Origin of the sequence: Cryobacterium sp. TMT1-3 (assembly GCF_004402315.1) — a bacterium.
GTDB classification, from domain to species: Bacteria; Actinomycetota; Actinomycetes; order Actinomycetales; family Microbacteriaceae; genus Cryobacterium; species Cryobacterium luteum.
This window is the reverse complement of record NZ_SOFW01000040.1, coordinates 253365-266678: the sequence shown is the minus strand read 5'-3', so window position 1 is coordinate 266678 and position 13314 is coordinate 253365. Positions and strand designations below refer to the sequence as shown.

General features: G+C 67.3%; 14 protein-coding genes. 9 read left to right on the top strand and 5 right to left on the bottom strand.

The features are described 5' to 3' along the window. The first annotated feature begins 8 nt into the window (after positions 1 to 8). Together E3O25_RS15785 and E3O25_RS15780 are read left to right on the top strand one after the other, a co-directional pair. Positions 9 to 1235, top strand: coding sequence for an AMP-binding protein (locus E3O25_RS15785; RefSeq protein ID WP_174721750.1), 1227 nt, complete (start codon positions 9 to 11; stop codon positions 1233 to 1235). Further along, on the top strand, positions 1232 to 2224 hold the full coding sequence (locus tag E3O25_RS15780; RefSeq protein WP_370448775.1) for a 1,4-dihydroxy-2-naphthoate polyprenyltransferase: 993 nt from the start codon (positions 1232 to 1234) through the stop codon (positions 2222 to 2224). Before E3O25_RS15785 ends, E3O25_RS15780 begins: the two co-directional genes overlap by 4 nt. On the opposite strand, the gene E3O25_RS15775 is transcribed toward E3O25_RS15780, so the two are convergent. Continuing rightward, positions 2198 to 2497 (bottom strand): DUF4229 domain-containing protein, encoded by a 300-nt coding sequence (locus E3O25_RS15775; RefSeq protein WP_092106461.1) that lies wholly within the window; start codon positions 2495 to 2497, stop codon positions 2198 to 2200. The two genes, E3O25_RS15780 and E3O25_RS15775, sit on opposite strands and share 27 nt — an antisense overlap. A gap of 72 nt (positions 2498 to 2569) precedes the next feature. Here E3O25_RS15775 and E3O25_RS15770 point away from each other — a divergent pair, with 72 nt between their 5' ends. The 3 genes from E3O25_RS15770 to E3O25_RS15760 all read left to right on the top strand — a co-directional run bounded on the left by E3O25_RS15770 (position 2570) and on the right by E3O25_RS15760 (position 5721). Continuing rightward, the gene (locus tag E3O25_RS15770; protein ID WP_092106459.1) at positions 2570 to 3052 is read left to right on the top strand and encodes a PLD nuclease N-terminal domain-containing protein; all 483 of its coding nucleotides are present in this window, start codon (positions 2570 to 2572) and stop codon (positions 3050 to 3052) included. Next, positions 3045 to 4760 carry a 2-succinyl-5-enolpyruvyl-6-hydroxy-3-cyclohexene-1-carboxylic-acid synthase gene (menD, locus tag E3O25_RS15765; RefSeq protein WP_174721749.1) on the top strand — a complete coding sequence of 572 codons (1716 nt, stop codon included), beginning with the start codon at positions 3045 to 3047 and terminating at the stop codon, positions 4758 to 4760. The genes E3O25_RS15770 and menD overlap by 8 nt, the downstream gene beginning before the upstream one ends. 100 nt (positions 4761 to 4860) lie before the next feature. Further along, on the top strand, positions 4861 to 5721 hold the full coding sequence (locus E3O25_RS15760; protein WP_134361609.1) for a DUF4190 domain-containing protein: 861 nt from the start codon (positions 4861 to 4863) through the stop codon (positions 5719 to 5721). 15 nt (positions 5722 to 5736) lie between these two features. Here the strand turns inward: E3O25_RS15760 and E3O25_RS15755 are convergent, their stop codons facing one another. After that, the gene (locus E3O25_RS15755) at positions 5737 to 7194 is read right to left on the bottom strand and encodes an ATP-binding protein (protein WP_134361608.1); all 1458 of its coding nucleotides are present in this window, start codon (positions 7192 to 7194) and stop codon (positions 5737 to 5739) included. Beyond that, a complete protein-coding gene (locus tag E3O25_RS15750) occupies positions 7191 to 7880 on the bottom strand; it encodes a response regulator transcription factor (RefSeq protein WP_092106451.1) in 690 nt (229 codons plus the stop codon). The genes E3O25_RS15755 and E3O25_RS15750 overlap by 4 nt, the downstream gene beginning before the upstream one ends. Before the next feature lie 121 nt (positions 7881 to 8001). Here E3O25_RS15750 and E3O25_RS15745 point away from each other — a divergent pair, with 121 nt between their 5' ends. From E3O25_RS15745 to E3O25_RS17620, 4 genes are read left to right on the top strand one after another with little or no spacing between them, the layout of a single operon-like run. Continuing rightward, positions 8002 to 8469: a hypothetical protein gene (locus tag E3O25_RS15745; protein WP_134361607.1), complete on the top strand. Its 468-nt coding sequence runs from the start codon at positions 8002 to 8004 to the stop codon at positions 8467 to 8469. After that, positions 8459 to 8878, top strand: a complete 420-nt coding sequence (locus E3O25_RS17795) for a hypothetical protein (protein WP_194085953.1) — start codon at positions 8459 to 8461, stop codon at positions 8876 to 8878. Before E3O25_RS15745 ends, E3O25_RS17795 begins: the two co-directional genes overlap by 11 nt. Before the next feature lies 1 nt (position 8879). Then, the gene (locus E3O25_RS15735) at positions 8880 to 9860 is read left to right on the top strand and encodes an FAD:protein FMN transferase (protein WP_134361606.1); all 981 of its coding nucleotides are present in this window, start codon (positions 8880 to 8882) and stop codon (positions 9858 to 9860) included. Beyond that, positions 9857 to 11362: a 2Fe-2S iron-sulfur cluster-binding protein gene (locus E3O25_RS17620; RefSeq protein ID WP_092106445.1), complete on the top strand. Its 1506-nt coding sequence runs from the start codon at positions 9857 to 9859 to the stop codon at positions 11360 to 11362. Before E3O25_RS15735 ends, E3O25_RS17620 begins: the two co-directional genes overlap by 4 nt. A 487-nt stretch (positions 11363 to 11849) precedes the next feature. Here E3O25_RS17620 and E3O25_RS15715 read toward each other — a convergent pair whose 3' ends face one another. Beyond that, entirely contained in the window at positions 11850 to 12881 is a 1032-nt protein-coding gene (locus E3O25_RS15715; protein ID WP_134361605.1) for a medium chain dehydrogenase/reductase family protein, read from the bottom strand. A 142-nt stretch (positions 12882 to 13023) separates the two neighbouring features. After that, positions 13024 to 13248 carry a hypothetical protein gene (locus tag E3O25_RS15710; RefSeq protein ID WP_198411002.1) on the bottom strand — a complete coding sequence of 75 codons (225 nt, stop codon included), beginning with the start codon at positions 13246 to 13248 and terminating at the stop codon, positions 13024 to 13026. Positions 13249 to 13314 lie beyond the last annotated feature (66 nt).

The following is a 13314-nucleotide window of genomic DNA, read 5'->3' as shown; positions in this document are numbered from 1 at the left end:
GGGCGCTCGTGAGGCCGCTTCGGGTGCTCGCGCCGGAGCATCCGCTCGACTTTCTGGCCGTGCTACGGGATGCGCTGGCCGGAAGCGGGCCGGCCGTGCTTCCGGTGCCAGTCGGTGCCGGCGCGGCGGAACCCGACGCGAGAACGCACCTCGGGGCCGTGCCGAAACGCGTCGCCGTGGTGATCGAGACCTCGGGGTCGACCGGCACGCCCAAGCGGGTCATGCTCTCCACCAACGCGCTGCTCGCCGGCGCTGCAGCCTCGGCCGTGGCCCTCGGCGGAGCCGGACAATGGCTCTTGGCGCTGCCCGTGCACTATATCGCCGGGGTGCAGGTGCTCGTGCGGTCCATCGCCGCCGAGACCACCCCTCTCGTGCTGGCGCCTGGCCACTTCGACCCGCAGGATTTTCGGCGGCTGGCCGAGACCATGACCGAACCGCTGCGCTACACCGCGCTGGTTCCGGTGCAGCTGGCCCGCCTGCTCGACGCAGCGGATGACCCGGCCCTGTTGGCCGTGCTGCGTCGCTTCACCGCGATTCTGGTCGGCGGGCAAATGATCCAACCTGAACTCATATCGAGGGCGGCCGAACTCGACGTGCGCGTCGTACGCACCTACGGGTCGTCGGAAACCGCCGGCGGTTGCGTCTACAACGGTGTTGCGATCGGGGACACCCTCATTCGTGTCGTCGACGGGCAGCTCGAACTGTCGGGTTCGGTGCTCGCCGAGGGCTACCTCGACGATGCGGCGCGCACTGCTGACCGCTTTCTGCTGGAGCACGGCGTGCGCTGGTATCGCACCGGCGACCTCGGCGAGGTCGATCCGCAGAGTGGCGGCGTCACGGTGCTCGGCCGCGCCGATAACGTGATCATTTCGGGCGGCGAGAAGGTGTCGCTCGATGCCGTCGAACGGATTGTGCGCGTGTATCCGGGGTTCGAGCAGGCCGTCGTGGTCGGCGTCGACGACGAGAGGTGGGGGCAGGTGCCGGTCATCGTGGTGGCCGGGGGAGCCATCGAGGGGGGGCTCGCGGCATCCGTTGTGGCGCTGCTGGGACGTGCGGCACGGCCTGCACGCATCGTGCGAGTGCCGGAGATCGTGCTGCTGGCTTCGGGCAAACCCGATCGCCGCGCGCTGGCTGGTGCTGCGGCCAGTCTTGCGCAGGCCGATCCGGCGCTGGACAGTACGATGGGGGCGTGGCACAAGGAGCTCGGCCGGTCAGGCCCAAACAACAACGATTGAACCCCGCGGCGAAGCTGTCCGGTGCTGATGCCGGCACCAGGACCAGCGGCAAGTCAGGACATCCGGCCTTCAAGAATGGCCCGCCGCGCAAGGGACCGGCCGCGGTCAAGCCGGCCACCGCCGCCGACTGGATCTCGGGCGCACGATTGCGCACCCTGCCGCTCGCCGTCGCTCCGGTCCTGGTCGGCACCGGTGCTGCTATCGTCGCGAGCGGCCCCGGCATTTATCACCCGGTACGCGCGCTCCTCGCGCTCGCCATTGCACTGCTGCTGCAAATCGGCGTCAACTACGCCAACGACTACTCCGACGGCATTCGCGGCACCGATGCCTTTCGCGTCGGACCGGCCAGACTCACCGGCGGCGGCGTTGCGAACCCGCGTACCGTGCTGCGCGTTGCCCTCGTCTTTTTCGGCCTTGCTGCCGTCGGGGGAGTGACCCTCGTCGTGCTGACGCAATACTGGTGGCTCCTGGCCGTTGGCGTGGTCGCTCTCGCCGCTGCGTGGTTCTACACCGGCGGCAAGAAGCCCTACGGCTACCTGGGACTGGGCGAACTGTTCGTGTTCGTGTTCTTCGGTCTGGTCGCCACCGCCGGCACGACTTATGTGCAGGTCGGTGAATTCACGACCGAAAGCGTGCTCGGTGGTGTGGCCATTGGGCTGATCGCGTGCGCGGTGCTCATGGTCAACAACCTGCGCGACATCGTTCCCGACAAGGCCGCCGGCAAGCGCACCCTCGCAGTGCGGATCGGCAGCACGGCCTCCCGGGTCGTGTTCTGCGTCTTTCTGCTGCTGCCGTTCGTGATCGCCGGGTTCTTCAGCGTGTTTTATCCGCTCGGAATTTTCACGTTCTTCGTGCTGCTGCTGGCGCTGCCGGCCTGCCTCATCACGATCACCGCGACGTCGGCGAAGGAGCTCATCCTCGCACTGAAGCTGACGAGCCTCGCGGCGCTCGCCTACGGCCTGCTACTGGGACTTGCTTTCGCGTTCTGAGCCGGTCTGTTCCTGCGTATTCAGAGCCAGATCCTCGACCTCGGAATCCGGGTTCACCGGCTCCCTGTCGGGGTGCCGGGCCCGGTACAGGTCACGGGCAACGCTCTCGCGGGACTTGCCCAGAAAAAGGTAGGACAGGCACAGTCCGAGCAGGGCGGCGATCACGGCCGCAGCCCACGGCCAGAATCCCAGGGACAGCAGAATCGCCAGCGGAACGGCAAACATCAAGACGCGCAGCACGGAGTAGTACAGCCACGGGGGCACGGATTTCATGGATCCAGCTTAGAATGCCGCGGCTGGGCATCCGCACATGTCTCTCACGGCCAAGCGGCTTACAATCGGGATATGCCCAAGCTCTTGATCGGACTAGGACTGGCCCTGGTCATTCTCACGGTCTACACCCTCGTGGACTGCGCCGTTTTTGACCGCAAACGCATTCGCGGATTGCCCCGCTGGGTCTGGATTTTCGTCATCGTGCTGGTTCCGCTGATCGGCCCGCTGCTCTGGTTGCTCGTCGGCCATGGTCGGGCCACGCCGACTACCCGATCCTTCCGATCGGTCGCTCCTGATGACGATCTGGATTTTCTGCGCGGGTTGAACAGCGGCGGCAGCGTTACCACCGCTACCGGAGAAAACCGCCCATTCAACGAGAAGGACCAGCAGGAACGCATCCGTCGCATGGAGCAGGACCTCGCTGATCTCGACAAGAACGACCCGACACCGAAAAAGGGTGGTGCCGCTGGCGCTGCCGACACGGCTGGCGTCGACCCGAAAAAGAAGAAGAGCGAACCGGGCGATGGCGAGCAGCCTGGCCGTCGGGATGCCTGAGAATACCGTTGTAAACCCAACCCGTACTAGCCCGGCGACCGATTTCAGCATCGCCCTCCTGAACGAATTCGTTCGACTCGGAGTGCGTGATCTGGTGCTCTGCCCCGGCGCACGATCGCAGGCCCTCGCCTTGGCGGCGGCTGAACTGGAACGAACCGGCAGCATCCGCTTGCATGTGCGTACCGACGAGCGCAGCGCCGGTTTTCTCAGCGTCGGCCTCGCGCTCGAAACCGGTCTGCCCGCCCTCGTCGTGGTGACCTCGGGAACCGCTGTCGCCAACCTCCACCCGGCCGTGCTCGAAGCACACCACGCCGGGGTGCCGATGATCCTGCTCACGGCGGACCGCCCGTCCGAGCTGCGCGGCATCCGCTCGAATCAGACCACCGTGCAGGCGGGCCTGTTCGGGGTTGCCACGCGGCTGTGCCTGGATGTTCCCGCTCCGGTCGGTGAACCCGATGAGGCCGAAATCGCCACGGCGCTCGCGCGGCAGGCAATGGATGCCGCCACCGGCGCCGCGACCACGGCTCCCGGCCCCGCGCAACTGAACCTGGCCTTTCGCGAGCCGCTGTCGTCGGCACTGCCGATGGGGCTGACCGTGCTGACGCCGGTTGCCCGCGCTGCTTCCGGGCCGACCGACGAGCCGACGATGCTGCTTGCGCCGGGACCGCGCACGGTCGTCGTGGCCGGTGACGGTGCCGGTCCAGCGGCCGAAGAGCTCGCCTATGCCGGCGGCTGGCCGTTGCTCGCCGAGGTGTCGAGCGGCGCCCGATTCGGACCGAACCTGATCGTGCACTACCGGGAACTGCTCGCTGCCATCGATCTCGGCGGTCAGGTTGAACGCGTCATCGTGTTCGGCCACCCCACCCTCAGCCGTGAGATACCGGCCCTCATCGCACGCGACGGTGTCGAGACCATCGTTGTCGCCCCGACCGGATTCGAATGGTACAACCCCGGCCACGTCGTACGAGCCTTCACCCGCTCGATCGGAGCGGATGCGGCGTGCGCTGCGGCCTCGCGCACGCCGGCCGGCCGCGAGTGGCTGGGCCGCTGGGTCATGACCAGCCGGGCGCTATCGGAGGCAGAGGCGAGCGCGGAACGGGTACCGATCGACAAACGCGGCATAACCCGCCCTGAACTGGCCGTGCTGCGCGCCCCGCTGACTCGGGCGCTGCTCGTCGACGCGGTGTGGCGGGCGTCGTGGCCGCACGACCGGCTCGTGCTCGGCGCCTCCCGGCTCATTCGCGAGGCTGACAAGCGCGTGCTCGGTAAGAAGATCACCGTGCTGGCCAACCGTGGACTGGCCGGTATCGACGGCACCATCGCGACGGCACTCGGTGTGGCGCTCGCGAGCCAGGCCGAACCGGAGCCGCGCTCGGTCGGGGTGACTCGGGTGTTGCTGGGCGATCTCACTTTTTTGCACGACGTCGGGTCTCTGCTGCTCGCCCCGGGAGAGCCCAGGCCAAGGGTTCAGGTGATCGTGGGCGTCGACGGCGGCGGCAGCATCTTCGACGGCCTTGAGGTTGCCGCAACCGCCCCGCCCGCGGCGATGGAGCGCGTGCTGTACACCCCGCGCAGCGTCGACCTCAAGGCGCTCGCCACAGCCTACGGCTGGGACTACGAGCTGGCCGCCACCCGCAGCGACCTCGAGCGCGCCCTCACCGGTGTCCATACCCGACCTGCAATCCTTGAGGTTCCGCTCGTTCGGTAGTTTTGGCTCGGCCATCGAGTAATCCACAGATTCGCCGGGGCAAGTAACCGCATTCGTGCGAATGGGTACCGTTAACGTAAACGGATGCCGGGAGGCCCAGATGACCATCGACTCACCCCAGGGACAACCTCAGACCGCCGGCCTGGCCGAGCAGTTCCCCGGTCAGTTTCCCGTGCCGAGCCCACCGCGACGTCGCGGCGGCATCGTGCTCGCGGCCCTCATCGTCGGTATCAGCGCCTTCGTCACCGGCTGGATCCCGATTCTCGGGTTGCTCCTGGGGATCGCCGGCATCATCCTCGGCATCGTGGCTCTGCGCCGACCCGGCGGCAAATCGTTCGGTCTCGCGGGCCTGATCGGGTCGTCCCTGGCCGTGGTGGCCAACGTGCTGGTGACCGCTGTGATCGTGGTTGCGCTGGTGAAATCGGGAATCGGCACGGCCGTACTCACCGATGCCCAACCCGTCATCACTCCCTGCTACTCCTTCAACGGGCCGGGCGATTACCTCAACAACCAATCCGCTGAGAAGACGGAGGGCTGCATCACCTCCCTGGAACTGTGGGGTGAACGCGACGCCGACGGTGTCATCCATAAGACCGGGGTGGGCAGCATCCTGGGCAGCGTGCTGGTGGAACCGGTGTCGGTGGCCAGCACCGACGAATGGGCTCCGAGCGGCAGCCTCGACGACATGGTCGAGTTTCTGAACCAGAGTTACTTTCCCGAGGCCGGCGAGGTCACGAGCCTGAAGGAGGCTGTTACCCTCGACGGCGTCGACGCCAACCTCACCCGCCTGATCAGCACCGCAGAGAACACCCGGACCAAGGCGTTCCTCACCGTCTTCGCACCGGACACCTACCAGTCTGCCGACGAGCCAGTGAAATTCTTCGTGGTCTCCTTCGTTATTCCCGAGGACAACGGCGAGGAGATCATCGCCGCGGCCGTCGATTCCTGGCGCTGGAGGTAGCCGCGGAGTTCCCATTCACGCGCCCTCGCGGGCTGGACCGGCGGCCGTGAACGTGGCGGAGGCGGCGAGCCCGCCCGTGCCACGGGGGGCCAGGGCCACCGTGGCACGGCTGGCTTTGGCCAGCTGCGCGACGATGGCGAGGCCGAGGCCGCTCCCCGCGCTGTCGGAACGTGCACGCCAGAACCGGTCGAATGCACGGGAGCAGTCCTCGACGCTCAGGCCTGGGCCTTCATCGAGTACCTCGAGTTGCACCGTCTCGAGTGGCGCCGGGCCCAGCTGCCGTACCGCACGGTCAACCCGCGCAACGGGCACAGCGGAGGTGACGCGCACGATGATCGTGCTTGTGCCCGGGCTGACTGAGAGCGCATTGTCGACGTAGTTGTCGAGTATCTGTTCGACGGCTGTGGAGACCGCCGAGACCGACGCTGTGAGCGGACCGTCATAACGAATCGTGACGGCCGACTCCTGGGCGAGCGCCTGCCACTGCTCCACCCGTTCACGAGCAATCTCCGCCAGGTCGACGGTCATCAGTGGCGCCGACCGGCCCTCGGTGCGGCTGAGCAGCAGCAGTCCCTCGACGATCGTACCGAGGCGGTCGGCTTCAGCTTCGGCGGCTGCCAGCCGAACGGCAGCGCCCGCCGGGTCGGTGGATACCAGGCTTCCGGCGCGTTCCAGCTTGAGGCGCAGGGCGGTGAGGGGCGTGCGCAGCTGATGGGAGGCATCCGCTGCGAAGCGTCGTTGTTCCTGCAGCAGGGTGTCGAGGCGTTCGGCCATGATATTGAACGAGCGGGACAGGGAGCGCAGTTCCGGGGCGCCGCCGGACTCATCCGCCCGGGCGCTCAGATCGCCGTTGGACAGTCGCTCGGTGGCATCCTTCAAGAGCTTGAGCCGACGCGTGACCGAGGTCGAGAAGATGTAACCGACGATGCCCGCGAGCAGCACCGTGGTCAAGGCGACGATTCCGAGCATGCGGATCTGGTCGTTGACGGCGTCGTCGACGACCTGTTCCGGATAGGTCAGGCGCACCGCACCGTAGACTTCGTCGCCGCTGAACACGGGGACGGTCACGTAGAGCAGCTCCACCTGAAGGGTGTCGGAATACCGACTTCCCGACATGATCTGGCCACCGAGGGCGCCGGTGATCTCAGGGCGGGAAGCGTAGTCGCTGCCGATGCTGGACTGGTCGTCGTCACTCGTGGCGATCGCCGTTCCGGCCGTGTTCACGATGACGACCCGCGCGCCCCCAGCGTCGCGGTAGGTGCGAGCGAGAGCGGCCAGGCCCGCGTCATCATCGGTGATCGCCGATTCCAGCGCCTCCTCACTGCGGCCAGCGAGCACGAACGCGTCGCGTTCAAGGGACGTGATGATGCGGTCGCGTTCGACCGTGCGCAGGTACGTGCTCAGCGGCACGTCCTGCACGAGCAACATGAGCAGGGTGACCGCGATGAACGCCGCCATCAGCCGCCACTTCATGAGCGCGGCTCGGCCGGCTGCTCGAAGCGAAAACCGACGCCACGCACCGACTGAATCCAGCCGGGGTCACCGAGTTTCTTGCGGATCGCCGCGATATGGGCGTCGAGGGTCTTGGTCGTGCCGTACCAGTTGGTGTCCCACACATCGTGCAGGATTTCGGCTCGGCGCAGCGCGGCACCTGGGTCATCCGAGAGGTACACGAGCAGGTCAAATTCCTTCGCGGTGAGGTGGACAGGGCTGCCGCCAAGCAGCACGCGCTGGGCTCTGGTGTCGATGAGGAGCGGGCCGAAGCGGCGCTCGGTGGCGGGTGGGGCATCCGTTTCGGTGGTGCCGGTGCGGCGCGACACCGCGCGGATGCGGGCGACCAGCTCGCGCATGCCAAACGGTTTCACGACGTAGTCGTCGGCACCGATTTCGAGGGCGATCACCCGATCCATTTCGTCGTCCCGCGCGCTCACGACGATGATCGGGGTCTGTTCCTTTAAGCGGATGGCCCGGCAGACGTCGGTACCGTCCAGATCGGGCAGGCCCAGGTCGAGCAGAATGATGTCGGGGCGAAAGGAATCCACTGCGGCCAGCCCAGCCGTTCCGGTGGCGACACGGAGGGTCTCGAAGTTGGCGTAGCTGAGCCCGTCGATGAGGCCGTCCGCGACGGCCGCGTCATCCTCGATCACTAGAACTCGCATGACCCTAGTCTGGCGGCCCGGCGAGTGGCAGATAGCCGCGACCAGACCCGCGCTGATTTCTTGGACAAATCTTGGATCTACTCCGGGCCGATGTTTACCGACGATTTCGTAGTCTCGAATCATGAAATCAAAAACGATGATGGTGCTCTCGGTTGTTGGGGTACTCGGAACGGCCGGCGCGGCGATGGCCGTCAACTCGGACACACTGACCAACGCTCCCGTCGGACTGGTCGGCCAGGCCACCACCGTGCTCGAACCGATATCCACGCCGACCGCTACGCCGCCGGCCGTGCCCGCGCCGCCGCCCACCGCTGATGTCGGCGCGACCTGGACGCCGCTGGCGCCTCGACCGGCCGGCGCGAGCACCGCTGTGCCGGCGGCCGGTACCGCCGCAGAATTCGCCGGGGACGACTCGAGCCCGGCACCCGCTGCGGCACCCGCACCGGCTGCAACCGCGCCCGTTGCCGGCACGTCGGGGGGATCTGGCGCCTCGGGAGCGTACGACGACGATGACGATTCCTCGCAGGACGATGACTTCGCGCAGGATGATTCCGCGCACGAGGATGAGAGCGACGACGATGATGACTAAGCGCCGTCGGCCAGCCCATCACGCACGCAACATCACCGGGGCGGCGAGCGCGCTCGCGCTCGTGGGAATGGTCGCCGGATTTCAGATCGGCGCGGCAGCCGATGAGGTGACGCTGGCCAGCACGGGGACCACACCGGCCGGAGTCGCCGCCCCCGCGGTCGTTCCCGTGGCTGTCGCCCCGGCGACCAGTGCACCGGCCGTGCCCGCTCCGGAGGTAGTGCCCGCGCCGGTTGTCGCCGCACCCGCGCCGGCCGCAGCGCCGGCGGTGTCGGTACCCGCAGCAGCTGTGCCGGTTGCCGTTGCTCCGGCTCCCGCTGCGGCACCTGCTCCCGCTCCCGCGCCTGCTCCTCCGGCACCGGCACCCGCTCCGGCGCCTGTCGCGGCCTCGTCCGGAGGGTCCGGCGGCTAGCATGGCCTCGCGTACCTTCACTCCTCAGGCCATCGCCCGCGACGCCGTTCGGGCCGGCTATGCCGGAACGGGGGCCCGGCCGGAAACGCTCTCCCGCCGCGAGCCGCTGATGGGCGGCAGCTGTGGAATCACGTTGGTGGGGGCATCCGCTGCCCTGCTCGATGCGACGTTCGCGCTCGCTGACTGCCTGGAGCAGCTCTGGAGCCGATTCGTGAACGATAGTGACATCACGCGATTGAACTGGGCCGAAGGACGTGCGGTCGACGTCGACCCGCTGACCGTGCGCCTCATTCGAGCCATGCAGTCCGGTTGCGAGCTGACCCGCGGCGACTATGATCCCACGCTGCTGCCCGACCTGCTCGCGGCCGGGTATTCATCGTCGGCCATTGACCCGCGCCGGGTGACCCGCTTACCGGAGAGCGCGCGCTCGCCGGGCGACCTGGCCGGAATCCACATTGACGGAACAACGGTACGGCTCCCGCGCGGCACGACACTGGACGCGGGCGGCATCGGCAAGGGCCTGACCGCTGACCTCGTCTGCGAACTGGCCATGAACGAGGGTGCCTGGGGTGCACTCGCCGAGATCGGCGGCGACATCGCCGTTTGCGGACAGGGAGCAGACGGGCAGGCCTGGCGGCTGGGAGTCGAGGACCCGTTGAACCCGGCGAGCCACTGTGCCATCGTCCGTCTCGGTACGGGGGCACTGGCCACGTCGAGCCAGCGCAAGCGCCGCTTCACGACGACGGCCGGAGAGCATCACCACCTTCTCGACCCGCGCACCCACGACAGTGCGGCCACCCGGGTGCAAACCGTGTCGGTCATCGCGTCCACCGGCGCTCGCGCCGAAACCCTCACCAAACCGGGATTTCTCCGGCCCACCGCCGACTATCTCGCCTGGCTGCCGACGGTCGGCGCCGCCGGCCTGGTCGTCGATCACACGGGCGCCCTCGCGGCCTCCGAGAACTGGAACCTGTACCGATGAATGATCCGCACCTCTGGTGGTACGTCTCCCGCGCGAGTGCCATGATCGCCTGGGCACTCCTGACCACCTCGGTGCTCTGGGGAATCCTGCTCTCGACCCGGGTGATGCGCCGGGTCGACAACCCGGCCTGGCTGCAGGACCTGCACGGCTACCTGGGCGGCACGTCCCTCGTCATGGTCGGCTTGCACATGGTGTCGCTCATGATCGATTCCTGGCTGTCCTTCACCGTGGCCGAAGTACTCGTGCCGTTCGCCACAGCATTCAAACCGCTGCCGGTCGCCCTGGGTATACTCGCGTTCTACCTGCTCGTCGCCGTTCAGGGCTCCTCGCTCATGCTCAAGCGGCTGCCGCGAAAATTCTGGAAAGGCCTGCACTACGCGAGCTACGCCACCCTGCTGCTGGTGTCGTTCCACGCCGGATTCACCGGCACCGATGTAGGGTCGCTCTGGTACAGAATCGTCTCGATCGCGCTCATCTTGTTAGCTGCGCTGGCCGTCATTTTGCGCATCATCGCCGGTAAACGCAGCGGTTCAGCCCGGCAAGCGGATGCCGCACCCGGCGGGGCCCCCGTGCAGCCGGTTCCGCGCACCATGGTCGTTGCCAGCGCGACCGGGCTTGCGCACGGGATCGTCGGCATCCGCTTGAAACTGCCGGACGGCGGGATGCTGCCGGTCTGGCAGCCGGGCTCACACGTGACCCTGCACCTGCCGAACGGCCTGCAGAAGCAGTATTCGCTCTGTGGTGACCCGGCCAACCGCAACCAGTACGACGTGGCGGTGTTGCGCACCAGTCAGTCGTCGGGTGGCAGCTCGTGGATTCACGAGAATCTCGTGCCGGGAATGAGCCTGCCCGTCTCGGGGCCGATGAACCATTTCGAACTGGAACCGGCCGCCGACTATCTCTTCATCGCGGGCGGGATCGGCATCACGCCGATCACGGCCATGATCCAATCGCTCCCGGCGGGGCGGGCCTGGCGGCTCGTCTACGCCGGGCGCAGCCGACAGACCATGGCCTTCGTGGCCGAACTCGAAGCAGAGTACCCCCAGCGGATGATCGTGCACGCGAGCGACGAGAACGTCGGCGGGCTCGACCTGGACGTCATTCTCGGCACGGTCACGGCACAGGTCTACTGCTGCGGACCGGAGTCCCTCATGAACGCGGTGGCGGCACGAGTGCCGGCCGGGCGACTGCACCTCGAGCGGTTCGTTCCCCTCGAGCGCTCAGCCAGGCCAGCCGCACCGATCCAGGTCGCCTGCCGCAAGAGCCGCCTGGACTTCACCGTCCCTGCCGAGGAGAGCCTGCTCGACGCCCTGGAATCCCACGGCGTGCCCATTCTCGGCTCCTGCCGCAAGGGAATCTGCGGTACCTGTGAGGTACGGGTGGTCGAGGGCACGCCGGAACATCTGGACTCGGTACTCGATGATGCCGAGAAGGATGCTCTCGGTGTGATGTACCCCTGCGTCTCCCGCTCGCTGTCGGCGTCGCTCGTCTTGAACATCTAGTGTCTTGCGTCGTAATTTAGTTGCTTAAATGCAATATTGAGTTATGTCACGAACTGGATGCCCCAAGAGTGAGCTGATTCTTACCGATGAGGAACGGGAGCAGCTTCTGCGCTGGTCACGGCGACCGACGTCGGCGCAGGCGTTGGCGTTGCGGTCCCGGATCATCCTTGGCTGCGCTGAAGGGCTAGATAACAAGTCGGTTGCCGCGCGATCGTCGACCAACCCACCTTCGGAGGCAACATCTTCGAAACCGGCATCGACTCCTGCCGCCTCGCCAACACCCGAGCACAGAACACCGCCAACTCTCCCACCGGACGTCAGCATTCACAGACGCACCAGACCCTGCAACGAGCCCATTGACGTCGCCAGGATTCACGCCCGAAGTCAGAGAGGGTCTGCGGGCGTGCCCGCGGGCCGAACTGTGCACATCGCCAACTCCCTCACGGGAGAGCGCCTGGCCCGCCGGTACGAGTTCGCGCGGCAGGCCTCAGGGCACCAGCACCACCTTGCCGGCCACCGTGTGGGACTCCGCGAGTTCCAGCGCGCGTCCGGCCTCGACGAGCGGGAGTCGCGCGGCGACCTGCGGCGCGAGGGTGCCGGCGGCAAGCCGCTCGAGCACCTGCGTCAGGTCGTCACGCAGGCGGCGGTAGAAGCGCGTGGGGCGGCGGTGACCGGCCCATAAGTTGTAGAAGTGTGCCCGTCGACCGTTGGGCAGGAGGTTCCATACCAGGAGACGTCCGACGAGGACGAGGACGGGCAGCTGCGACTTGCCCAGGTCGTCCTTGGTCGCCGCGCTGCCGTACGAGACGAGCGTCCCTCCCCGGCGCAGCAGCCGCCAGGAATCCTGGATCCCCGGCCCGCCGACGTGGTCGAACACCGCGTCGACACCGTCGGGCGCGAGGCTGCGCAGGCGCGCCGGAAGGTCGGGAGCGCGGTAATCGACGGGTGTGGCACCCAGGCTCCGGACATGGTCGTGGTGGCGGGTCGCGGCGGTGCCGATGACCGTGATGCCAGCGTCAGCGGCAAGCTGCACGAGCGTCGACCCGACGCCGCCGTTCGCGCCGAGCACCACTATCCTCTGGCCACATTGCACCTTCGCGATCGTGTGGAGCATCTGCCAGGCCGTGATCCCGTTAACGATGAGCGTCTCGGCGTCCGCTGGGTCGATGCCTCCGGGTACGGGCACCAGGTGAGTAGCGTCGGTCAGCACGTGCGTGGCCCAAGCGCCGATCTTGACCACGGCGGCCACGCGAGCGCCGACCATCGCCGGGTCGACGCCCTCGCCGGTCGCCTCGACAGTGCCGACGAAGTCGTAGCCCGGGACGAACGGGAACGGTGGCTGGTCGTAGTACTTCCCACGACGCATCTGCTGCTCGGCGAAGGACACTCCGGTCGCCTCGACCCGGACTAGCACCTGACCCGTCGCAGGAGCGGGCAGATCACGATCCTGGATCAGCAGGCCGTCGGGCTCGATCAGGCCGGGCATCACGACTTCGGTCACACGCGTTCGGGTGGTCATGGTTTCTCCTTCGGGGTTGTAGGGGTCAGCGCTTGCGGGTGTGGAGCTTCACGAGCAGCGCGGCTGCGACCGCCACCAAAAGGACGATGAACACCGGGTGCATGTCTTTGGACAGGCTCTCGGCACCGTCGGGGCGCAAGATCTAGATGACGAGCGGGGTCGCGTAGATGGCGGCGAGGGCAGCGCTGTACGGGCGCAGCGGTCGCAGTCCCGGGTGGCGCAGGGTGCCGACGAGGACGAGGACGACCGGCACGATGGCGAGCATCGAGAACTGGCCAAGCACGAGGACCGGTACGGCCCAGGCGGAGACGAAAACGGAGCGCGGGGTGCGGCGCGACGCTGGAGCGAGGATGGATTGAGTGGACATAAGATCCTTCATTTGGAAATAGAGTGTGTGTTCACTCACTAACGATGTTGTGCGGTGGTTGTGGAG